Source organism: Longimicrobium sp. (assembly GCA_036389795.1).
In the GTDB taxonomy this organism is placed as follows: domain Bacteria; phylum Gemmatimonadota; class Gemmatimonadetes; order Longimicrobiales; family Longimicrobiaceae; genus Longimicrobium.
The window spans coordinates 1-22,475 of the sequence record DASVWD010000019.1 but is presented as its reverse complement, the minus strand read 5'-3'; the positions used below and the strand labels follow the sequence as shown (position 1 = coordinate 22,475).

The window sequence follows — 22,475 nt, the reverse complement described above, 5'->3', positions numbered from 1 at the left end:
CCTGACGTGATACGCTCGATCAGCCGCCCACGCCCGCCACGTTGTAGATCCACCGCAAACCGGCTATTCTACGGATCTTTCGCGATTTCCGGGGAACGGGCGGACTCCGCCCCGCGCACCATAGAGCATTGTCGACCGTGGACACCACCAGCACCGAGACCGAGGGCCGCGCGGCGGCGGAGGCGTTCGCCGCGCGCGAGGGCCTGGACTTCATCCGCGCCATCGTCGCCGAAGACCTGCGCGCGGGGAAGCACGACACCATCGTCACCCGCTTCCCGCCGGAGCCCAACGGCTACCTGCACGTCGGCCACGCCAAGGCCATCGGGCTCAACTGGGGGATCGCGGCGGAGACCGGCGGGCGCTTCCACCTGCGCTTCGACGACACCAACCCCGAGACCGAGGACATCCACTACGTCGAGTCCATCATCGACGTGATCCGGTGGCTGGGCTTCGACTGGGGCGAGCACCTGTACTTCGCGGCCGACTACTTCGAGGAGATGTACCGGTACGCCGAGTTCCTCGTCCAGCGGGGCCTGGCGTACGTGGACTCGTCGAGCGAAGAGGAGATCCGCGAGGCGCGCGGCACGGTGACCGAGCCGGGGCGCCCCACCCGCTTCCGCGACCGCGCGCCGGAGGAGAGCCTGGACCTCTTCCGCCGCATGCGCGCGGGCGAGTTCGGCGACGGCGAGCACGTGCTGCGCGCGAAGATCGACCTGGCCGCGCGCAACATGGTGCTGCGCGACCCCGTCCTCTACCGCATCCGCCACGCGCACCACTACCGCACCGGCGACAAGTGGTGCATCTACCCGCTGTACGACTACGCGCACCCGATCGAGGACGCCATCGAGGGGATCACCCACTCGCTCTGCTCGCTGGAGTTCGAGAACAACCGGCCGCTCTACGACTGGGTGGTGGAGCACTGGCAGGACTTCGAGCGCTCGCGGGGGCGGACGCCCGCGCGCCCGCGCCAGTACGAGTTCGCGCGGGGCGAGCTGGACTACACGGTCACCAGCAAGCGCAAGGTGCTGGAGCTGGTGAACGGCGGGTTCGTGAGCGGCTGGGACGATCCGCGCCTGCCTACCCTGGCCGGGCTCAGGCGGCGCGGCGTCACGCCCGAGGCGATCCGCGCCTTCTGGGAGCGCATGGGCGTCACCAAGGCGAACACGCGCATCGACCTCGCCAAGCTGGAGCACGCCATCCGCGAGGACCTCAACACCCGCTCGCCGCGCGTGCTCTGCGTGCTGAAGCCGCTGCGCGTGGTGCTCGCCAACTACCCCGAGGGTCGGACCGAGGAGCTGGACGCGCCCTACTGGCCGCACGACGTGCCCAACGAGGGCTCGCGCCCGCTCCCGTTCTCGCGCGTGGTCTACATCGACCGCGACGACTTCATGGAGGACCCGCCGAAGGGCTTCCACCGCCTCTCGCCCGGCGCCGAGGTGCGGCTGCGCTACGCCTACGTGATCCGCTGCGAGGAGGTCATCAAAGACGAATCGGGCGAAGTCGTCGAGTTGCGCTGCACGTACGACCCGGCCACGCGCGGGGGGACCACGCCCGACGGGCGCACGGTGCGGGGGACGATCCAGTGGGTCTCGGCCGAGCACGCGGTGCCGTGCGAGGTGCGGCTCTACGACCGCCTCTTCACCATCCCCGAGCCCGAGATGGCGGAGGGCGACTTCAAGGACTACCTGAACCCCGCCTCGCTCACGGTCGTCCGGGGCGCGGTGGTCGAGCCGGGCGTCCGGAGCGACCCGCCCGGGAGCCGCTACCAGTTCGAGCGGCTCGGCTACTTCTGCTCGGACATCGTCGAGTCCACCCCCGACGCGCTGGTCTTCAACCGCACCGTGGCCCTGCGCGACACCTTCGGGGTGACGCTGCGCCCCGCGCCGTCCCACGCTCCCGCCGCCGCGGGAGAGCGGAAAAAGAAGAAGGCCGCGCCGGCGGAGGCACCCGAGCCGCGCTCGCAGGCCCCCGCCGTGGAGCCGCACCGCACGCCGGAGCTCGAGGAGCGGCGCGGCCGCTACGCGTCGGAGCTGGGGCTCGCCCCGGAGGACGCGGAGATGCTCACGCGCGACCTGGCGACGGCGATGGCGTTCGAGGGCGCGCTGGAGGGCGGGGCGAGCGCGAAGGGCGCGGCCAACTGGGTGATCCACGAGCTGCCGCGCGAGATCGGCGGCCGCACCATCGAGAACCTCCCCTTCAGCGGGCGCGAGCTGGGCGAGCTGGTGGCGCTGGTGGAGGACGGGACGCTCTCCGTCACCGGCGCCCGCCAGGTGCTGGCGAAGATGGTGGACGGCGGCGGCCACCCGCGCGAGTGGGTGGAGAAGCTGGGGCTGCGCCAGGTGAGCGACCCCGAGGCCCTGGCCCCCGTGGTGGACGCGGTGGTCGCCGCCAACGCCGCCAAGGCCGAGGAGTACCGCGGCGGGAAGACGGGGCTGCTGGGCTTCTTCATGGGCCAGGTGATGCGGCAGACCGGCGGCAGGGCCAACCCCGAGACGGTGAAGGAGCTGCTGGAGCGGCGGCTGGGCGGCTGAGCCACGGCCGCTGCCGATCCGGGATGGAAGTCGCGAGGGCGCCCGGGTGGGCGCCCTCCCTCGTTTCCGCTACGGGCCGCCCGCAGCCGGTGCGCCGGACGGGGCGAGAACCTCGCTGATCGGCCGGGCGCGGGTGCGCAGCTCGCGGTCGGCGCGGGTGGTGAGCAGGCGCAGGTCGCGCGGGCGCCGAGGCGTGAAGGCGCGGTTCAGCCCCGGCCGCACCGCGCGCGGGTCGGCCCCGTGCCGCAGCGCCAGGAGCACGGCCAGCGCGTAGCGGCTGAGCGCCTCCGGCCCCGCCAGGTGCCAGACGCCGGACGTGCGCGGCCGCGGCAGGAGCGCGAGCTCCCACAGCTGCGCCGCCAGGTCCTGGTCCGCGACGGCGCACCGCAGCTCGTCCACGAAGGCGGGCGGGAGCGTCCCCGCTCGGAGCGGCTCGGCCGCGGGATCGCGCTCGTCCGTCCGGACGATCAGCGACGTGCGCACGATGGCGGCGTCCGGCGCGATCCCGCGGACCAGGCGCTCCGCCTCGGCCTTCCAGCGGCCGTACGCGGTCACCGGCGCGGGCGGGTCGGACTCGGCGTAGGGCGCGCGCTCGCCGTCGAACACCACGTCGGTGCTGACGTGCACCAGCGCCGCCCCGCGCCGCCGGCACGCCTGCGCCACGCTGCGCGTGGCCTGGACGATGTCGCGCGCCGGGTCCTCCTTGCCGTACGCCGTGTGGATCACCACCTCCGGGCGCACCCAGTCGAACAGCGCCTCCACCGCCGCCTCGTTCGACAGCTCGACCGCGTGCGCCCGCGCGCCCACCACCGGCGAGGTGCGCCGGGTCGCGTGCACCTCCACGCCCTCCGGCGCGCCGCGAAGGAGCGCGCCGCCGAGCAGTCCCCCACCTCCGGTAACGAGAATCCGCATCGCACTCCGCAGATCAGGTGAAAATCGCCAACGTGTTGCGGTCGAACGGGATGAAGACGATCATCTCACGTTGATTCCAGCAGCTCGCGCAGGAGGTCCCGGGCCGCGGCGTAGATCCCCGGCGCCTCGCTCTCGCGGGGTCCGGCGACGTTCAGCGTGCGGATGCGGCAGACCTGGAGCCAACGCCGGAACGCGTCCACGTCGGCCGGCGAGGTGGCGGCCCAGGTGTAGACCGGCCGCCCCAGCCGGCGGGCGGCCTCCTTCGTCAGCCCTGTCCCCGGGCTGGCGGCGGCCGCGGTGAGGAGGAGCGTGCCGTCGGAGTCGCGCACGTTCCACTCCGTGCGCTGGGCGGGGTCGTCCGACGGCGTCTCGGCGAGCGGGTAGCGCGCGGCGATCGGCCCGTCCTCCGCCCACCGCCCGGCCGGGCACCACCCGCCGCACTCGATCCCCAACTCCAGCGCTACGTCCAGCGCCGCCCGGTCCACCCCCGTCTGCCCGCCTGAGACGATCTTCATCTACCGGAATTGCCCCTCCGCTACCGATCGTCGCACGTATTCCGCCGTCACTTGACGAAGACATGCATCTTCGTTACGTTCCGGGCCCGCTCATCGTACGATGTAACTCTTTGAGCACGTTGCACTTACGTACTGCACGAGGTCTCTCTCCATGCAGCACATCCGCAAAGTCGTTCCCCTGGCAGTGCTCACGCTCGGAATCCTGGGCGCATGCTCGGACGAGGGCCGCTCGCCCATCGCTCCGGAGGGCCTTGAGCCCGCCGCCGTCTATACCCCGCCCACCGAGCCGGTGGACGGCGAATTCATCCGCCAGCAGGGCACACCCACCGTCTTCCTGTCGTACGGGCGCGTGCTCTACGGCATACCGGACCCGCAGACGCTGCGCGCGTGTACGGGCGGCCGCGACCGAGTGGTGCGCGAGGTAAACGCGCTGCCGCCGTGGACGCAGCGCACGCTTCCCTCGGCCGGTGTGGAGACCCGGCGCCCACACGGGCGGGTCTGGATGTTTGGCGACCAGCCGGTGAAGACGAGCACGAGCGGAACGGTCTGGGTCATCGTAGGCTGCGTCAAGTCGGGCATTCCCGACCAGGCGACGTACAACACGATGTTCGGCGGCGACTGGGGCCGCATCGTGACGGTCGCCGATGCCGACCTCGCTGCTCTTCCGACCGGCCCGGCTGCCCAGCCGTTCCCGCTGCGGCGCGCCGGTACGCTCCTCGAAGCCGGGGGCACTGTGAAGTGGGTCACATTCCACGGCGGATCGCTGGGGCTGGCAGAGGCGACCACCATGGACTCGCATTGCCGCGAGTGGAGCGAGATGACCAGCAACTCCACGGACTACAACGTCTACGCCGTCAAAGGGATTCTTCAGCCTGGCTCGTACTCGTGTGTACGCGGAGACGACTACCCGTACAAGTCCGTCTCGGCCTACCCGTCGAGCGCATACGATCTGGCATGGCGCTACTACTATCGGCAGTGCACGTCCTTCGCCGCGTTCCGATTGAACCAGGACGGAACCGAATTCCACAACATGTACCGCAACCGGCATTTCGGTCACGCTTACATGTGGGCCGACACCGCGCGCGCAGCGGGCCTGACCGTCAACACCGTCGCAAAGCCTGGAGCAATCGCTCACTGGAATGCGGCACCGTCGAACAACTATTTCAGCCACGTCGCATACGTTGCGGCCGTTCACGGTGGCGGCTACATCACCATCGAAGAGTACAACTACGCTGCCGAAGCCTACACGAGCCGGAAGATTCTCGCCTCGACGGTAAACAACTTCATCCACTTCCGCTGACCCACGTGCAGGAGGGGCGGGCACCGAGCGGCGCCCGCCCCTCTTTCGAAGCCGCTAGATCCGGTACGCGCTGGTGACCAGGCGCTTCTCGGCCTCGCCGTCGATCAGGGCCTCCACCTCGACGTAGGGCTCCAAACCGCTGCCGGAGAGCTTCTCGCGGAAGAGCTGGTCGAGCTGGAAGACGCCGGCCGAGTTCGACATCTCCACCCGGATGCGCACGGGCTTCTCCTCGCCCTTCTCCAGGTGCACCGCCTCGATGGCCGCGGCGCTGATGGAGTGGATGCTCATGGTGCCCTCCACCTCCATGGAGATGCGCGAGCGCCCCTTGGCCATGTCGAGCGCGTCGGCCACGCGCACGATGCCGGCCTCCAGCGTGAGCGGCTTGCCCCCCGAGCGGTGGCCGATGATGGCGTGCAGGATCTCGGCGCGCAGGATGGTGGCCGTGCGGACGTCGTAGATCCCGTCCAGCAGCTCGCGCACCTTGGGCTGCGCCACGAACAACGAGAACCCCTCGTGGTCCTTGCGGTGGATGGACATCCCCACGTCGTGCAGGAGCGAGGCGAGCAGCACCACCACCTCGGCCTCCTCCACCCCCATCCCGTAGTTGGTGGTCACCGCCGGCTCCACGCCGTGCTCGGTGAGCAGGCGCAGCAGTTTGCTGGCGATGTTCATCACGATCTTCACGTGCACCGGCCCGTGGTCGGTCATCCCCAGCCGCTCCACGGCGTTGACGTTGGCCGCCAGCCAGGTGGCGTACAGCTCGTCGTCGGCGTTGATGCGCTCGATGAGCCTGGCCACCCGGGGGTTGTGGCGGCTGGGCACGTTCAGCGTGAGCCGGTGCGCGAAGCGCTCCTCCACCGTCTTGCCGACAGTCGCCTTGAACTCGGCGGCGGTGATCGTCTCGGTCATCTATGCAGTCCTGAGTGCTTAGTGCGTTAGTGCGTTAGTGCGGAGTACGAAGGTACGGGACGGAACGGCTCCCCGGACCAGCCTCGCACTTCTGTGCTCCACGCAGTTCCGTACCTCGTACCCCGTACTTCGTACCCCGGAAGATCGCGAAGCGCGTGCCGCATCACCCCGTCCCCAGGCGCGAGGCCAGGAAGCGCGCGGCCTCGCGCTCGGCCCAGAACCCGGGCGCCCACGGCGGGCCGGCGATGAAGCCGACGTGGCCGCCGTGCGGGGTGAAGGCGGGGGTCAGGTGCGGGTTGGCGCGCACGGCGTCGCGGGGGATGGCGTGCTCGTCCACGAACGGGTCGTCGACGGCGTGCACCAGCAGCGTGGGGCGGCGGATCCCGGCGATGAAGTGCCGCGAGCTCTGCGTGGAGTAGTAGTCGTCCACGTCGCGGAAGCCGTGCAGCCGCGCCGTGGCCGCGTCGTCGAACTCGCGGAAGCTGCGCGCCGCGAGCACCGCCCGCTCGTCGCAGCGCTCGCCGACCAGCTCGCGCTTCGCCAGGAACTTGCGCTTGAGCGAGCGGACGAAGATCCCCACGTAGATCCGCCCCATGAGCGAGGCGTCGAGCTTGAGCGCGCCCGCGTTCAGGTCGAAGGGGATGGAGACCGCCGCCGCGGCGCGGAGCTTCGCCCGCTCGCCGCGCTCGCCCAGGTACTTGAGCAGCACGTTGGCGCCCAGCGAGAAGCCGACCGCTCCCAGCGCCGCGGCCGGCCAGCGCCTGGACGCCAGGTCCAGCACCAGCGACAGGTCGCCCGTCTCGCCGGCGTGGTACATGCGCGCGGTGCGGTTGGGCTCGCCGCTGCACGAGCGGAAGTTCATCGCCACCGAGCGGATGCCGCGGTCGTGCAGCATCCGGCACGCCTCCAGCACGTACGCCGAGCCGGAGCTCCCCTCCAGCCCGTGGACGACCACCGCGAGCGGCGCGTCGTCCGGCAGGTCGGAGCGGCCCGCGACGGAGGCCCAGTCCAGGTCCAGGAAGTCGCCGTCCGGCGTGTCGACCCGCTCGCGGCGGTAGCGCACGCCGGTGCGCGGGCGCAGGTACTTCCCCGCGATCGTCTGCGCGTGCGGCCCCGGCAGCCACCACGCCGGGCGGAAGGGGCCCGGCCGGAACGCCTCCCCCGCCCTTTCGTCGTTCCGCCCGTCCTCCACGCGCCGCGCCGCTGCGTCCACTGACTTCTCCGGTTTCCTTCCGATGATCAGATACACCGAAGTGTAGCACCGGACGGCACGCGCGCTCAACTCACGGCCGGGGCGCGAGTGCCTGAAGACACTCGCTGGAACCACGGAAAGGCCTCGCAAACCCCGCGAGGCTTCAACCGCGCAACCTCGATCGTTCCTCGCACCGTACCGTCGAGTCCACCCTCTCCTGAAGTTGGGTCCTGAAGTTGGGAGAGGGTTGCCGCTCCAAGGCGGCGGGTGAGGGCCACCTGCGGCCGCGCCAGGGCATGTCGAGGCGCGACGGAGCAACGGGTGAGTCGTTTCGGCCGTCAGCTCCCCGAAACTACCGGGCGGAAAATCCGTAACTTGTTCTCGCCCGCGGGCGTACGTAGTTTCACCGGAAGAGGTCAAGACCAGACGACGCTCCCGACGCCCCGGGTCTACCTGAGGACGAAACGGAGCTTTCGAAATGCGCGCCAACCGCCTGCTGCTCGTCGTAGCCGCCTGGGTGCTGGCGTTGCCTTCGCAGCCGGTCTGGGCCGGGAACACGTGGGGCGGCGGCAATCACCCGTTCCCGTTCCGCGGCGCCTACGTCGGCGGCGTCTCGCGCAGGTGGGCGCGCCGCGGCGCCCGCCTGCTCCCGCTGGTGGCCGCCTGCCTGCTGGCCGCCGCCTCCCCGGCGGCGGCCCAGGTCGGCGCCGAGGAGGCGGACAGCGAGGGGCTGTGGGGCCTCCGCGTCCACTACGACCTGCACCCCGCCGGCCCGGACCGCGTGCGGGCCGCCGACCGCATCGTGCTCTACCGCCCGCGGGGCGACTACTACCGCCGGCGCGCGCCGCGGCTCACGGTGACGGTCGGCTACCGGGGCACGGTGCGCGAGATGGAGCTGGTGGTGGCGCGCGACTTCATCGACCACTCCACCGAGACGCTGTTCGCGCGGAGCCTGGTCGAGCGCTTCCTGCGCGCCGCCGTCCCCGAGGCGGACCAGCCGGCCGTGCGCACGCTGCTGGACGAGATCCACTTCCGGCGCGAGCCGTCGCCCGCGATCACCATCCACGGGGAGCCCGTGCCGGCGCTCCCGGCGCGGCCGTCGGGGGGCTATCTTGCCTTCGCGGGCCGCGCTCCGGCGTACGAGCGGCGCCTGGGCACCACCTTCCTGCGCCTGCGCAACGCCACCGAGGGCGGGCGGCCGGTGCTGATCGTGACCGTCAACGGCTGAGTAAGTGCGAAGTGCGAAGTGCGAAGTGCTGAACTGCACAGGTGATACAATCCGGCAACTCAGCACTTAGCACTCAGCACTCAGGACTATCTTCGATCCCCCGCCCTTCCCGTGTGGCTGCTCCCCCTCTTCTCCCCCCTCGCCCGGTTCGCGCTGCGGCTCTTCTACCGGCTCACCCTGGCCGGCGAGCCGGTGCCGCGGACCGGGCCCGTGCTGCTGGTGGCCAACCACCCCAACTCGCTGCTCGACCCGGCGGCGGTGGTGGCCGTGGCCCGGCGGCCGGTGCGCTTCCTGGCCAAGGCGCCGCTCTTCAAGCAGCCCGGCATCGGGGTGCTGGTGAAGGCGGCGGGCGCCATCCCCGTCTACCGCAAGCAGGACGACCCGGGGGCGATGGGGCAGAACGAGGACACCTTCCGCGCCGTGTGGGCCGCGCTGGCCGAGGGCGCCGCGGTGGGGATCTTCCCCGAGGGGATGAGCCACAACGAGCCCGCCCTGGTGCCGCTCAAGACCGGCGCCGCCCGCATCGCGCTGGGCGCGGCGCGGCTCACCGGCGGCGCCTTCCCCCTCGTCCCCGTCGGCCTCTCCTTCCGCGACAAGGAGCACTTCCGCTCCGAGGCGATGGCCGTGGTGGGCGACCCCGTGGAGTGGGGCGACCTGGCCGCCGCGGTGCCCGAGAACTGGGAGGCGGTGCGCGAGCTGACGCGCCGCATCGACCAGGGCTTACGCGAGGTGACGCTGAACCTGGAGCGCTGGGAGGACGCGCCGCTGGTGGAGACGGCCGAGGCGGTGTACGCGGCCGAGCGGCCGGTGAGCCGCGACCCCGCCGACCGCGTGGAGCGGCTGGGCGAGGCCGCCGAGGGGCTGGCGCGGCTGCGCGCCGAGAACCGCGCGGAGTGGAACCGGGTGGCGCGCGAGGTGGCGGCGCACGCGCGCGTGCTGCGCGTGCTGGGGCTGCGCCCCGACGAGCTGAAGGCGGCCCCGCGCACGCCGGGCGCGGTGGTGTGGACGCTGCGCGAGCTGGTGTTCTTCCTCCTGGAGGCGCCGGTGGCCGCGCTGGGGATCCTGGTCTACTTCCTCCCCTACCGGCTCACCGGGATGGCCGAGGCGCGCGCCCGCCCGCCGCGCGACGTGCGCGGCACCTTCAAGCTGCTGGTGGGCGCCCTGGTGCACGTGCTGTGGACCGTGGCGGTGGTGGTGCTGGTCGGCCGGCGCTTCGGCGTGCTCCCCGCCCTGGCGGCGCTGGTGGCGCTGCCGCTGGTGGGGCTGGTGACGGTGCACGTGCTCGAGGGCTGGGCCCGCGCGGTGGCCGAGGCCCGGCGCTTCCTCCTGCGCACCCGCCGCCGCGACACGCTCGCCGAGCTGCGCCAGCGCCAGCGTTCGCTCGCCGAGCGCCTGCACGCGCTGTGGGAGGAAGTGCGCGTCTGAGCGTGCGTCGAGAGCCGAGTCGAGCACCATCTTCCCTTCACGTGCTGGCCCTCCTGCCGCTCGTCGCGCGCAGCGCCGAAGTCCCTCCCCTGAAGTTCGGGGGAGGGACAGGCGCGCCAGGCGCTAGGGCGGGGGCTCCGGCCGCCGCGCCGGAGCCGGTCGAAGCGGTCCGGAGTCATGCAGTTCCCCTCCCTACGTCCAGAGTTGTGCGGACGGGGGCGCGCCGCGCAGATTGGGAGCCGATCTTCCGCTCGGCGTTCCGACCCCCACCGCTCCCAGCACGGAGGACGAGATGGGCACGAGAGACCCGCGCATCGACGCCTACATCGACAACTCCGCCGACTTCGCGAAGCCGATCCTGGACTACCTGCGCGAGGTGGTGCACGAGGGCTGCCCCGAGGCCCAGGAGACCATGAAGTGGAGCTTCCCCCACTTCGACTACAAGGGGATCCTGTGCAGCATGGCCTCGTTCAAGCAGCACTGCGCCTTCGGCTTCTGGAAGGGCTCGCTGATCGTGGGCGGCGACGGCGGGAGCGGCGAGGACGCCATGGGCCAGTTCGGCCGCATCACGTCGGTCGACGACCTGCCGCCGCGGGAGACGCTCGTCGGCTACGTGCGCGAGGCGAAGCGGCTCAACGACGAGGGGGTGAAGTCGCCGACGCGCAGCAAGCCGAAGGAGCCCAGGCCCGAGGCGGAGGTCCCCGGCGACCTGGCGGCGGCGCTGGAGGAAAACGAGCAGGCGCGCGCCACCTTCGAGCGCTTCAGCCCCAGCAACCGGCGGGAGTACGTGGACTGGATCACCGAGGCCAAGAGCGAGGCCACGCGGCAGAAGCGGCTGGCGCAGGCCGTCGAGTGGATGGCCGAGGGGAAGGTGCGCAACTGGAAGTACCTGAAGACCTGATCCGTCTTTCGCGTACCGCTCGAGCCCTGCATTTCGAGATAATGCCCACCGCGGAACGGGAGCGTAAATGACCACACCGCCGCTCGACGTCGTGCTCAAGCGCTTCGACGCACCCGACGAGGTGCGCCTGATGGAGAAGGGGAAGTTCGAGCTGGTGAGCCTCGGAGGCCTCACCATCGGCCGGGCCACCTACGAGCCGGGATGGAAGTGGTCCGAGCACGTGGGGCCGCAGGTGGGGCAGGCGCGCTGCACCGTGGAGCACGTGGGGATGGTGCTCTCCGGCACGGCCGCCGCGGCGTTCGACGACGGCCGCGCCGCCGAGCTGCGCGCGGGCGAGCTGTTCTACATCCCGCCGATCCCGCACGACAGCTGGGTGGTGGGTGACGAGCCGTACGTCTCGCTCCACTTCCTCGGCGCCGCCCACTACGCCAGGTAGTGTCTCACCGGGGCGCGTCCGCCGGCGTGCAGGCGACGCGCGGCGGCGGGGCCGGCGGGCCAGGGCACCACACCGCTCGTGCGCACGGCCGGGAGGGCCTCCCGCGGGGAGGCCCTCCCGGTTCGTTTCGCTCGGAGGCGCGGCTCCGCCGGTCCCGCGGCGCCGGGCTCCCGCTTGACACCGGGCCGCCGCGGGGCGAGCGTGGTGCCACGCATCGGCAGCTTCACACGTTTCCCTCCCCTCCCGTCCCAGCATCCCGGAGTTCCCCGATGATCCGCAGTGTCCGCGTCTTCTGCCTCGCCGTCCCCGCCTTCCTCCTCCTCCTCCCCGCCCCGGCCCGCGCGCAGGAGGCGTTCGTCCCCGGGGCGCGGGTGATCTTCCAGGAAGACTTCGCCGCGCCGCGAGACACCGTCTTCCGGCGCCTGCGCAGCGTCTCGCCCCGCATCGGCCTGCAGGCGCGCGACGGGCGCGCGTTCCTGCACGCGCGCACCCCGTCGAGCTTCGAGATCGTCCTCCCCGAGCGGCTGCCGGAGCGCTACACCATCGAGTTCGACTTCTTCATCCCCGGCGTCAACCAGGTGGGGATCACCTCGCTCGGGGGCGGGGACGTGGAGAACGGATCGGTCTACTGCGGCCCGCACACCGTCACCGTCTCCAGCGGCGGCGAAGAGGACCGGGTGGCGGAGCTGGACGAGATCGAGGGGCTGGGCGGCACCACGGAGGAGCGGGTCAACCACTGCGCGATCATGGTCGAAGGGAGCCGCACGCGGGTGTGGGTGAACGGGCGGCCCGTGCTCGACGTCCCCGACCTGGCCCCGCGCCCGAGCGACCGGCTGCGGGTGCACTTCGCCGGCGTGGAAGACCCCACGCTGCTGGACCAGAACATCCAGGTCTGGCTCACCAGCCTGCGCATCGCCGCCGCGCGCTGACGCCAGGAGCAGGCGAGGGTGCTCCGGCGGCCGGAGCACCCTCGCTTGATCCTACCGTCGCCGTAGCAGCGGGCTACGCCGGCCGATACACGCCCCACTCCTCGCGCAGGGCGTCGCTGATCTCGCCGAGGGTGCAGCTCGCCTTCACGGCGTCGATGATGCGCGGCATCAGGTTGTCGCTCCCGCGGGCGGCGGCGCGGATCGCCTCCAGGCGCGCGCGCACCTCGGCGTCGTCGCGGGCACGTTTGATCTCGGCGAGCTTGGCCTTCTGGCCCCGCTCCAGCGCGGAGAAGTCGGGCTGGCCCAGGTCCACCGGCTCCTCTTCGTCGCTCTGGAAGCGGTTGACGCCGACGACGACCTTCTCCCCCTGCTCCACGGCGAGCTGGTGCTCGTACGCGGCGCGGTGGATCTCCTCCTGCATGTAGACGATCGCCTCGGCCGCCCCGCCCAGCTCCTCGATCTTCTCCAGGTACTCGCGCGCCTTCTCCTCCACCGCGGTGGTCAGCGCCTCGACGTAGTAGCTCCCCGCCAGCGGGTCCACCGTGTCGGCGGCGCCGCTCTCGTACGCCAGCACCTGCTGCGTGCGCAGCGCCAGCGTGGCCGCCTGCGCGGTGGGGAGCGACAGCGCCTCGTCGTAGCCGTTGGTGTGCAGGCTCTGCGTGCCGCCCAGCACCGCGGCCAGCGCCTGCACGGTCACGCGCACCACGTTGTTGAGCGGCTGCTGCGCCTGGAGCGTCACCCCGCCCGTCTGCGTGTGGAAGCGCAGCTTCGCGCCGTCGTCGCCCGCGCCGAAGCGCTCGCGCATCAGCCGCGCCCACAGGCGGCGGGCGGCGCGGAACTTGGCGACCTCTTCGAACAGGTCGTTGTGGCTGGCGAAGAAGAAGGAGAGCCGGGGCGCGAAGCGGTCGACGTCGAGCCCGGCGTCCAGCGCGCGGCGGACGTACTCGAGCCCGTCGGCGAAGGTGAAGGCGATCTCCTGCGCGGCCGTGGCGCCCGCCTCGCGGATGTGGTAGCCGGAGATGGAGATGGTATTCCACTTCGGCACCTCCGCGTTGCAGAACGCGAAGATGTCGGTGATCAGGCGCAGGCTCGGCTCCACGGGGTAGATGTACGTTCCGCGCGCGATGTACTCCTTGAGGATGTCGTTCTGGATGGTGCCGCTGATCCTGTTGCGCGGGATGCCGCGCTCGTCGGCCACGGCGATGTAGAAGGCCAGCAGGATCGACGCCGTGGCGTTGATGGTCATCGAGGTGGAGACCTGGTCCAGCGGGATGCCGTCCAGCAGGGTGCGCATGTCGGCCAGCGAGTCGATGGCCACGCCCACGCGCCCCACCTCGCCGTGCGCCATCGGGTGGTCGGAGTCGTACCCCATCTGCGTGGGGAGGTCGAACGCGGTGGAGAGGCCCGTCTGCCCGGCGCCCAGCAGCAGCTTGAAGCGCGCGTTGGTCTCCTCGGCCGTGCCGAAGCCCGCGTACTGGCGCATGGTCCAGAAGCGCCCGCGGTACATGGTGGGCTGGATGCCGCGCGTGAACGGGAACTCGCCGGGATAGCCGAGTTCGCGCCCGTAGTCGACGCCGGCCACGTCCTCCGGCGTGTAGAGCCGCTCGACTTCGACGCCGCTGGTGGAGACGAAGCGCTCGCGCCGCTCCGGGTGCTTCGCCAGCACGGGCGCCACCGCGCGCTGCTCCCACGCCTGTTTGCCGTTCGCCGCGGCCCCGGTCGAGCCGGAGTCTTCGCCCAGGTTGGTCACCGCCAGTGTATCGCTCATCGCAGTACGAAAGTACGGAAGTACGAGAGTACGGAAGTACGCCCCGTCCGGAGCGGGGCAAAGATAACGCCGACGGAGGCACAAGGCATCCATCGGCGCTCGAAACAGTGCACTCGTCGGGGCAGCTGGTGAATCAGTTATGTCCTATCCTGCAACAACCGGATTTCGATGTACCGACGCAATTCTTTAGCTTGCGCATTCGTGATTAACCGCTTCCGGCTAGGAAATTCCCCTTCACCATTCAGCTTGATTGAGTACAGTATCTGGTTTCCATCCGATAGTTTAGCGTATTCACGGTGAATCAAGTATCCTTTGTGGAAAAGGACGATTACGCGCTCGTATTTGGAGATGAGATGGAGCATCTTGTCGAACACTCCTTTTACCTGCGCGTGCCAGTAATCCTCGCTCCAAGTAGTAATGATCGATCGCATCAAGCGAAGTTCCAACTCCAGCACTGAAAAGAAAAGTGCTCTTGAATATAGAATTTCAGCTGGCTCGAAGGATGGCATATCACCAGCCCTCATCATCCGCGGCATCCGGAGGGCTGCCATTCGCCTCTTGTGCGAATGAGTCGACATGCAGAGGCTATCATAAAGATGACTCAAACGCGAGGTCGTGCCCTTCTGGATAGCTTCTAACGAGTTTTTGACTGACTTGAGCTTGTCAGGGATGCGTTCTATTCCCCTCGTTGCGTCTGTCCAACCGTCGCGTGAGAGGCCGGAGGTTTGGTACAGTTCAGCCAAATAGAACATCTGAATGACCAATTCAAGGGTATTGCGAAGCAACTGCTGTGATTGCTTTGTGAAGCCGTTAAGCAAACACAGATATGAGGCCCAGTAGTCGTCTAGCACCTCTGATACTGCTAATTGGATGTTAAAGGGCAATTCCTGATGGAGCATGACTTCTCCCCGCGCCAGTCGCGAGGATATCGCGCTAGCAGTACCTATCCCAAGAAGACTTTCAATTCCTTCAGCACTATTTAGAATCTCGAATAGATCGTCGAACGTTGTCCTCCAAAAGTACAAGAGTTTGTCCCGGAGACCACGTCGCACGGGAATATCGTTCTCGACTGGAGGCGACGACCAACGTTCGGATGGTTGCACTTTAGCAAATTAGTTGTGGTCCACGCTTCAGTTGCGTATCACGCACCAACTCAGCGGACCCTTACCCGGAAACGGGTGGTGTCCTTCGGCGCCTCCTTCTCCCCCGGGCCGACGTAGACCAGCGAGATCACGCCGTTGCCCGGGCCGTCCGTGCGGAAGGTCCAGCGCTCGGTACCGCCCGCGCCGTCGGCTGTGCCCCGCATGCGGTAGCTGGAGCCGACCGGACGCAGCGGGCCCAGCGCCGCGGAATCGACCAGCACCAGCGATAGCCCGTGCTCTGGTTGGACCGGAGCGCCAGGTCGAACTCCGCGCCGGGGCGGACGTCGATCGGCCGGGCGGGGTCGTCGTAGGTCGGCCGCCGCGTGCAGGCGAATGCGGCGACGCCGAGCACCAGCAGGAGCGCGGGGAGGACGATGCGGCGCATGGCGGGAGGGGGAAGAAGGTCGGCGGGCGGAAACCTATCCGAATCGTCCGCAGGCTAATGCGTCGGCGGCCCACATCAAGCATTGTTGGAAGCCGCGCCTTCGAAAAGCGCGAGCGCCTCTGCGGCTGACGGCGGGTGCAGCACGTTGTTGTCCGCGAAGTCGGCGGCCTGCGGGTAGGCGCTCGCCCGGATCAGGTCGGCCGCATGGCGCAGGTCGTAGTCCGTCCGCCGCAGCTCCACGCCGGGGCCGAGCAGCGCCCAGTACGCACCCGGCTCGCCGAACGGCATCCCCACGCTTCCCGCGTTCACCACGCGCACGCCGTCCACCACGCGGTCGAACTGCATGTGCGTGTGGCCGCAGACCACCACGCGCCGGCTCACCCCCGCCACCATCGCGCGCACCCGCTCGTCGGGCGTGGCCTCGGTGATGATCTCCTCGTCGCTGCGCGGCGATCCGTGGCAGAACAGCACGCCGCCCACCCCGTCGGCCTCGGCATCGACCGTCTCCTCGAAGCCGGCCAGGAAGTCGCGGTGCGCACGGTCGAGCCGGCCCGCGGCCCACTCCATCACCTCGCGGACGTGCGGCGGCAGGCGCGGGCTCAGCGGCATGCCGTCATAGCACTCCACCAGCATGCGGTCCGCGTTGCCGCGCACGAACCGCGCGGGCGCCGGGAGTTCCGCCAGCCGCTCGATGGTCTCGCGCGGCAGGGGGCCGGCCGCCACGTCGCCGCCCACCACCACCAGGCCGGCTCCGGCCGCGCGGACCTCGCCGAGCACCGCCTCCAGCGCGGGGAGGTTGCCGTGGATGTCGTAGATCGCGGCGATGCGCACCTGGAATTCTCCCGCGGAATAAGCCGGGGCAGTCCCCCGCGCCCACCTCAGCGGGCGAGAAGCCCGGCGTCGGCATCGGCCCGGCGCCGGGACAGTCGTCAAGTCACATGGATAGGCTGCAGTATTGCGGCGGTTCCGCATCTGGAGGATCCAGCGCAACCTGAAGCCGTCGCAGTTCCGCCCGATACTTCTTCCACGTCGTCACGGGAACGTTCAGGTAAGCATCCGGAATTACGCGCGGGAGCCCGGCGGCTCGGTCATTTTCGTTGGCTTTCCACGCACTCCCACCCGCAATTCTGACCGCCCGATACATGGCGTCTGCCTTTAGACCCGATATCCCCATGTCCCGCAACCCGATGCGGAACAGCGTATCGGCCTGGTCTCGTTTGCACGATTGCCTCCAGTAGAGGTAATCGTGAATAACGGCGGGAAGGTCGTGCGGGTCACGAGAAAATATCGGTTTGAAGGGCGCTGGAATGCTCGCGAAATCCGTCACAAAGCCGGAAGGCACAGTTACGACGTGGGGAGTGCCGCGAAAGCGGAACTTGAAGGGCTTGGTGAGTGCGTACTGGAGATCGGTGAACCTGATGTAGCTCGGAAGCTTCATCGGCTCATCCGGTTCGTGGGGAGAAACGGCCAGCGCCACCGGCCGAGGAGCCGATCCGCCGGTGGGCTCGTAAGGTCGGCCAGAAGTGGAGCATGCGACCAGCAAGGCCAGAAGACCGCAGAGGACGAGCGAACGCATGTGTACCTCCCATACCTGAGTTCTGAACGGAGGGATCACGCTTTGGACGACGGAAATCGACTCATGCGGGACGGCAAGCCGATGATCGGACGCAATTCTGGAACCAGGTAAGACCGGAACACGCGCTCTTCTGAGCTTCACTTCGCGGACTGCTCGCCGCGAAGCGCCGCAGAATCGTCTGAATGCACAGATGTCGTTTTACCTCGTCAGCAACCCCGCATCCAGCACCAGCCCAGCCCCGGTGACGAAGCGCGCCCGGTCCGACGCGAGGTAGAGGACCGCCTCGGCCACGTCCTCGGGCTCGATCCAGGGGACGGGGAGGAGGTTGCCGGCACTGGCCTCGGCGATCTCCTCGGGCGTCTTCCCCTCCAGCGCGGCCAGGCCGTCGTTCATCGGCGTGTTGACGCCGGTGGGGTGCAGCGACACCACGCGGATGCCGTGCGGCGCCAGCTCGATCGCCCACGACTTGGTGAGCCCCACCAGCCCCCACTTCGACGCCGCGTAGTGGCTGAGCCGGTTCATCCCGCGCAAGCCCGCCACCGACGAGTTGTTGATGATCACGCCCGACTTCTGGCGGATCATCACCGGGATCACGCGGCGCGCCACCAGCCAGGGGCCCTTGAGGTTGATGTCGAGCATCGCGTCCCACTCCTCCTCCGTCAGCTCGTGCGCCAGGCCGTAGGCGCAGATGCCGGCGTTGTTGAAGAGGACGTCGATGCGGCCGAAGCGCTCCACCGTGCCGTCCACCGCGCGCGTGACCGCCACGTCGTCGCGCACGTCGCCCGCGAAGGCCAGGCACGCGCTCCCGGCGGCCTCGCACTCCGCCACCAGCGACTCCAGGTCCGCGCCGGTCCCCATCCCGTAGCCCGGGTACGCCAGCGGCCGCGCCACGTCGAACGCCGCGACCGAGGCGCCCGCCCTGGCCAGCGCGAGCGCCGCCGCCCGCCCCTGCCCGTGCGCCGCGCCGGTGACGAAGGCGACCTTTCCGGTAAACTCACCCATGCGCGGCGCTCCCCTCCCCCGCCCCGGCGAGCGCCGGCTGCCGCCGGTACGGCTGCAGGTAGTCGTCCAGCGGCACCCCCAGCGAGTTGTTGAAGACGTTCGTCGCCACCATCAGCGCGCCGAACGCCGCGAGCGCCACCATCTGCTCGTCGGAGAAGTACGCGGCCACGCGCTCGTACAGCTCGTCCGGCACCCGGTGCGGCGTGACCGCCAGGCGCCGGCCGATCTCGACCACCGCCGCCTCGCGCTCGTCCAGCTCCAGCCGGTCGGGATCCTCGCCCGAGTCGATGAGGATGCGGCGGAAGAAGGTGGAGCAGATCAGGCAGTCGGTCTCGGACGAGACGGCGTGCGCGAAGAGCGTGGTGAGCCGCTCGCCCAGGAAGGGCTGCACGGTGTCGCGCAGCGGATACCACGTCATCAGCGCCTGGAATGCGGGCACCGAGCGCAGGAGCGTGCGCTTCATGTTGGTGATGCGCGCCGTCTTCAGGTGCTCGTCGTGCGCCGCGCGCGCCTCGGGCGGCATGTCGGCGTAGTCGAGCGGGGAGATGCGGGCCATCGGTGTCCTCTACGGGCGGCGGTGTACCGGGCGAGCGGGTCGATCCGGCGCAATGATAGACGAGGTTCGCGCCCGCCGGCAACTGCGGCGGGCGCGGAAGAAGTCGCCGGCGGACACGGAGTCGCACAGCCGTCGCGGTTCACCCCATTCCGGTGCCCGCGAGGGTCAGTCCCAGGTGCTCTCCGGATTCGGGTCGTCCAGGTACTGCAGGAACTCCTCCGCATCCACGTGCATGGCGAGCTGGGGGGCCGCGGGAACCGAGGAGCGCTGGAACTTCCGCCGCGAGAGTGAGACGGTGGCCATCTGCACGATCGCCTCCATGGAGCGGACCCCGTGCTCGTACTTGCGGGTGAGCAGGAACGCGCGCACCACGCCGGTATCGATGTTTGCCCTCTTCGTGTGCGGGTCGATGATCGCGGGGCAGATATCCTCCAGGAACACGCGCAACAGGATAGCGCGGCGGACGGTCAGCAGCTCGCTCACCCCGTGCTCGCCGTTGATTCCCGGGATGTCCAGATGTCCGCGCAGCCGACTCACGAAATCAGGGCCCTTGGCATCACGGAACTCCTTCCTCTCCCGCTGGATCCCGTAGAAGTGGTGGAAGGTGTGGCAGATCCCGCCCGCGAAGACGAAGATGGCCCGGGGGACCCGGAAGATGTGATGCCTGCCGCGGAAGGTGCCGTCCTGCATCGGCGCCAGGAAGTACTTGAGCCAGCCCAGCGGCTCCCCTCCGAAGGTGGTGTCGAACTCGTCGAAGAAGACCAGCGGCGCTCCCTTCATGGCGAGAGCTCGGTCCTGCACCTGGTGAAACGCGTCGGAGAGGTCGTCCAGGACCTGGAACTGCGAGAGGTTGAACTCGAGCGGCTCCAGTTCCTCGCTGCCCAGGGCGTTCTTCATGATCTGCTTGACCGTGAAGGACTTTCCCGATCCTGGCGGGCCGAAGACCGCGATGGAGAGCGGACGCTTCCAGTTGTTGTCCCTGAGATATTTCAGGACCAGTCTCTCGACGTGCGAGAAACTGTCGATCTCGTCGCGGTCCACCAGCGTCAGCTTGCCGATGGTGGCGAACGGAAACGGGAGCCGGTCCGGGAGAGCCCAGTCCGGCTGGTCCAGCCCGGGACGGGGTGAGGGGGCGGGCTCGGTGCCGTTCCCCGCGCTCTCCCGCCGCGACGAGGCGAGGCCCGCCGCCATGGCAACCACCTCTTTGAGCCCGTACCTCACCACGTCGATGGCCGCTGCCTCGACGGTGCCCCAGCCGGCCAGCCCGGGGAGCACCTGCACGCGGCTCCACGCTTCCATCCCCCCCAGCGTTTGCGGATCAAAGTCGACCGAGGCGATGCGGAAGTCCTTGTCCCATTCCTTGCGGCCCGCATCCTTCCCCTTCGCCGCCGGGGTGGGCGGAACGCCGCTCTCCGCCGTGGCCGAGAGCGTGGGGCCTATCTCTTTGAAGAGAGCGCCGTACGGGTCGAGCTCCTTTTCCTCCGGGAGCGGATCGCCGGGCCTGATCTGGATGAACCCCTTCCGCAGGTGCTCCTCGCTGAGCGCCAGTCCTAGGTGCGCCCCGAACCTGATCCCCGCGTCCAGCCTGCGCTCGAACTCCGCTGAGTCGTCGACGGAGCGCGACAACGCCCAGCAGATCCCCTTCGCGAGCGCCGCAACCAGGACCACCGAGTAGCCCACCATCTTGCCGTAGCGGCCGGGGTCGGAGCCGGGTCCGGTGATCGCGAACGGAAGGAAGGAGATGTTCACCCGGCTCGTGCCCACCGCCGGGTGGCGGAAGAGGACGATCAGGCCCAGCTGCGACCGCACCACCACGCAGCGGCACTGCGCGAGCTTCGCCAGCGGCCCGCGCGGCCCCGCGCGCTCCAGGTTGTACATGAAGTCAGCCACCGTCCGCTCGAGCGAGATGTCGTCCACCAGCGTGACGCCCCAGGTCCGCAGGTCCTCGGCGTTCACCACCACCACCAGTCGGTCGCGGTAGGCCGGGTGATCGTCGAAGAGGAACTTCCAGAGCGGTCCCTCCGCGAGCGGAGCGTCGCTGTGGAGCAGGATCACCCCGCGGCGGCCTCCTGCGGACCCGGGGAAGAGCTCGGGGTCCACGAACGGAGCGACCGACTCCTCCGTGGGAATGTCGCGGAAGCCGTTGTTGTGGTCGTGCAGTACCAGCAGGTCGGCCACTGGGCGCGACGGGTCGGAGGAGAGCTTCTTCAGGTGCTCGCGCATCGCCCGGTCGAACTCGTCGGTCCTGTCGCCCACCGGCGGCCCGGGGAGCATGTGGCGAAGCCAGCCGCTGAGCGAATCGCCCGCGATCCGATACGCCAGCGGGTCGTCCTCCTTCGGCTCTTTCGACACCTTCAGGGGGAATGCGCGCAGCGTGGCGAGCGACACCGGGCAAGACGCAGTCAGCTGCTTCGGATAGTCTTCCCCTTCGGCCTCGCCCGCCGTCTTGACCTGGATCCCCGGGCCGACCGCGGCCCTCACCACCTTGCACAGCAGCCAGGCTCCACCGGGACGGCGGAACACCCAGTATTGCGGCGCCTTCTGCCAGTTGTGCCGGCGCGCCCCCCCGTGGCCGGCCGCGGTGTCGGAGGCCGCGCCAGCCACGCCCGCCTGCGCAGCTTCGCCCCCGTACGCGGCGCCGGCCCCCCCGGCGTCGGCAGCGTCGCCGGTCCCCGCGGGCGCGGCCGGGGCGGCGAGGGCTGCACCTTCCCCCTCCGGGCCACTTCTCGGCCGCACATCCGCACCGCCGGATGCGGGCCCGGCCGTCTCGGCCTTTTCGCCCCCAGCGGGGCGGGGACGGTACTTCAGGGGGAGGGGTGCGACCACCACGTCCACCTGCACGTCCCCCAGCACGAGGACCCCGGGAACGAACGCCGAGTTCTTCTTCGTCTCATTTCTGGCGGGAGCGGAGTCCATTGAGCACCTCGATGGAATGAACGGTGTGTTGACACATGAATTTTCCGGTACGTGCAGAACCACGCCGACCGAACCGCTCCGTGGATTTCAACGCACCGGTGAACCGGCAGCTCGCAGCTGGACAAGGTACGCAACTGGTGGAGTGGGAGTAAAGGAAATTTTTTCGGCTCCAAGGCGCCCCCATCACGCCAGCGGCTATATCTGTCGCTCCCATCGTCCCGCCGCGACAACTCGTCGGCGCACTCGAGCCGTGCAAGTCCACTTTCTCCCTCGCGGAAGAGCGCCGGCGGACACGTATCGCATCCACCAGCACTCGCCTGACGACGCCTCGTGCCCCAAGGAGCCGCAACTATGTCTCGGGTCAAGGCTCACCCGTGTCGAATTCGGCCTGCGGTCCCTGGAACACCGTCAGTGGCTCAGCGACCTCGCGCACGGGGCTGCGCGCGACGGGTGGGGACGGGGTCTGCCGCTTCGACCGGCTTCGGCGCGGCGGCGGGCAGCCCCCGCCCTGGCGCCTGGCGCGCCTGTCCCTCCCCCGAACTTCAGGGGAGGGACTCCGGCGCTGCGCGCGACGAGCTGCCACGGCTCTTGCGTTGGGAACCAGAGAGGTTACATGAGTCTCGAAGCCGCGGTTCTGCTTTACCAGCGTGAAGAGCTGACCCTTGCACAGGCGGCGCGGCTCGCGGAGATGGGGCGAGTGCAGTTTCAACATCTCCTCGCCGGCCGCGGCATCCCGCTGAACTACGACGTTTCGGATTTCGAGCAGGATCTTGCGACGCTCCGTGAGCTCGGCCGGCTGTGATCGTAATCAGCGATTCCTCTGGCTCATCGTACGAGTCCATCCGCGCGTAG

20 protein-coding genes are annotated in these 22,475 nt (G+C 69.5%); 8 read left to right on the top strand and 12 right to left on the bottom strand.

Annotation, left to right across the window (positions count from 1 at the left end):
- Positions 1–137 precede the first annotated feature (137 nt).
- Positions 138–2,531: a glutamine--tRNA ligase/YqeY domain fusion protein gene (locus VF746_02150; protein ID HEX8691216.1), complete on the top strand. Its 2,394-nt coding sequence runs from the start codon at positions 138–140 to the stop codon at positions 2,529–2,531.
- Between the two features lie 69 nt (positions 2,532–2,600).
- On the opposite strand, the gene VF746_02145 is transcribed toward VF746_02150, so the two are convergent.
- Both VF746_02145 and VF746_02140 read right to left on the bottom strand, forming a co-directional pair.
- Positions 2,601–3,443, bottom strand: a complete 843-nt coding sequence (locus tag VF746_02145) for a sugar nucleotide-binding protein (GenBank protein HEX8691215.1) — start codon at positions 3,441–3,443, stop codon at positions 2,601–2,603.
- A gap of 65 nt (positions 3,444–3,508) precedes the next feature.
- Positions 3,509–3,958, bottom strand: coding sequence for a putative molybdenum carrier protein (locus VF746_02140; protein HEX8691214.1), 450 nt, complete (start codon positions 3,956–3,958; stop codon positions 3,509–3,511).
- Positions 3,959–4,109: 151 nt separating this feature from the next.
- Between VF746_02140 and VF746_02135 the strand changes: the two genes are divergently transcribed.
- Positions 4,110–5,258: a CHAP domain-containing protein gene (locus VF746_02135; GenBank protein ID HEX8691213.1), complete on the top strand. Its 1,149-nt coding sequence runs from the start codon at positions 4,110–4,112 to the stop codon at positions 5,256–5,258.
- Positions 5,259–5,312: 54 nt separating this feature from the next.
- Here VF746_02135 and VF746_02130 read toward each other — a convergent pair whose 3' ends face one another.
- Both VF746_02130 and VF746_02125 read right to left on the bottom strand, forming a co-directional pair.
- On the bottom strand, positions 5,313–6,167 hold the full coding sequence (locus VF746_02130; GenBank protein ID HEX8691212.1) for an HD domain-containing protein: 855 nt from the start codon (positions 6,165–6,167) through the stop codon (positions 5,313–5,315).
- 163 nt (positions 6,168–6,330) lie between these two features.
- Positions 6,331–7,380 carry an alpha/beta fold hydrolase gene (locus VF746_02125; GenBank protein ID HEX8691211.1) on the bottom strand — a complete coding sequence of 350 codons (1,050 nt, stop codon included), beginning with the start codon at positions 7,378–7,380 and terminating at the stop codon, positions 6,331–6,333.
- A gap of 457 nt (positions 7,381–7,837) precedes the next feature.
- Here VF746_02125 and VF746_02120 point away from each other — a divergent pair, with 457 nt between their 5' ends.
- From VF746_02120 to VF746_02100, 5 genes are all read left to right on the top strand, one after another.
- Entirely contained in the window at positions 7,838–8,587 is a 750-nt protein-coding gene (locus VF746_02120; GenBank protein HEX8691210.1) for a hypothetical protein, read from the top strand.
- Between the two features lie 111 nt (positions 8,588–8,698).
- Entirely contained in the window at positions 8,699–10,012 is a 1,314-nt protein-coding gene (locus VF746_02115) for a lysophospholipid acyltransferase family protein (GenBank protein ID HEX8691209.1), read from the top strand.
- Between the two features lie 292 nt (positions 10,013–10,304).
- Positions 10,305–10,913: a YdeI/OmpD-associated family protein gene (locus VF746_02110; protein HEX8691208.1), complete on the top strand. Its 609-nt coding sequence runs from the start codon at positions 10,305–10,307 to the stop codon at positions 10,911–10,913.
- A gap of 67 nt (positions 10,914–10,980) precedes the next feature.
- On the top strand, positions 10,981–11,349 hold the full coding sequence (locus VF746_02105) for a cupin domain-containing protein (protein HEX8691207.1): 369 nt from the start codon (positions 10,981–10,983) through the stop codon (positions 11,347–11,349).
- Positions 11,350–11,618: 269 nt separating this feature from the next.
- Positions 11,619–12,278, top strand: a complete 660-nt coding sequence (locus VF746_02100; protein HEX8691206.1) for a hypothetical protein — start codon at positions 11,619–11,621, stop codon at positions 12,276–12,278.
- Positions 12,279–12,351: 73 nt separating this feature from the next.
- Here the strand turns inward: VF746_02100 and VF746_02095 are convergent, their stop codons facing one another.
- From VF746_02095 to VF746_02060, 8 genes are all read right to left on the bottom strand, one after another.
- Positions 12,352–14,046 (bottom strand): methylmalonyl-CoA mutase family protein, encoded by a 1,695-nt coding sequence (locus VF746_02095; protein ID HEX8691205.1) that lies wholly within the window; start codon positions 14,044–14,046, stop codon positions 12,352–12,354.
- Between the two features lie 137 nt (positions 14,047–14,183).
- Positions 14,184–14,945, bottom strand: coding sequence for a hypothetical protein (locus tag VF746_02090; GenBank protein HEX8691204.1), 762 nt, complete (start codon positions 14,943–14,945; stop codon positions 14,184–14,186).
- Positions 14,946–15,199: 254 nt separating this feature from the next.
- Positions 15,200–15,409 carry a protease inhibitor I42 family protein gene (locus VF746_02085; GenBank protein HEX8691203.1) on the bottom strand — a complete coding sequence of 70 codons (210 nt, stop codon included), beginning with the start codon at positions 15,407–15,409 and terminating at the stop codon, positions 15,200–15,202.
- Between the two features lie 239 nt (positions 15,410–15,648).
- Positions 15,649–16,404: a metallophosphoesterase family protein gene (locus VF746_02080; protein HEX8691202.1), complete on the bottom strand. Its 756-nt coding sequence runs from the start codon at positions 16,402–16,404 to the stop codon at positions 15,649–15,651.
- Between the two features lie 103 nt (positions 16,405–16,507).
- Positions 16,508–17,149: a DUF1353 domain-containing protein gene (locus VF746_02075; GenBank protein HEX8691201.1), complete on the bottom strand. Its 642-nt coding sequence runs from the start codon at positions 17,147–17,149 to the stop codon at positions 16,508–16,510.
- Between the two features lie 198 nt (positions 17,150–17,347).
- Positions 17,348–18,151: a mycofactocin-coupled SDR family oxidoreductase gene (locus VF746_02070; protein ID HEX8691200.1), complete on the bottom strand. Its 804-nt coding sequence runs from the start codon at positions 18,149–18,151 to the stop codon at positions 17,348–17,350.
- Positions 18,144–18,707: a hypothetical protein gene (locus VF746_02065; protein ID HEX8691199.1), complete on the bottom strand. Its 564-nt coding sequence runs from the start codon at positions 18,705–18,707 to the stop codon at positions 18,144–18,146. Before VF746_02065 ends, VF746_02070 begins: the two co-directional genes overlap by 8 nt.
- 165 nt (positions 18,708–18,872) lie before the next feature.
- On the bottom strand, positions 18,873–21,311 hold the full coding sequence (locus VF746_02060) for an AAA family ATPase (GenBank protein ID HEX8691198.1): 2,439 nt from the start codon (positions 21,309–21,311) through the stop codon (positions 18,873–18,875).
- Between the two features lie 925 nt (positions 21,312–22,236).
- Between VF746_02060 and VF746_02055 the strand changes: the two genes are divergently transcribed.
- Positions 22,237–22,425, top strand: coding sequence for a UPF0175 family protein (locus VF746_02055; GenBank protein ID HEX8691197.1), 189 nt, complete (start codon positions 22,237–22,239; stop codon positions 22,423–22,425).
- The last annotated feature ends 50 nt before the right edge of the window (positions 22,426–22,475 follow it).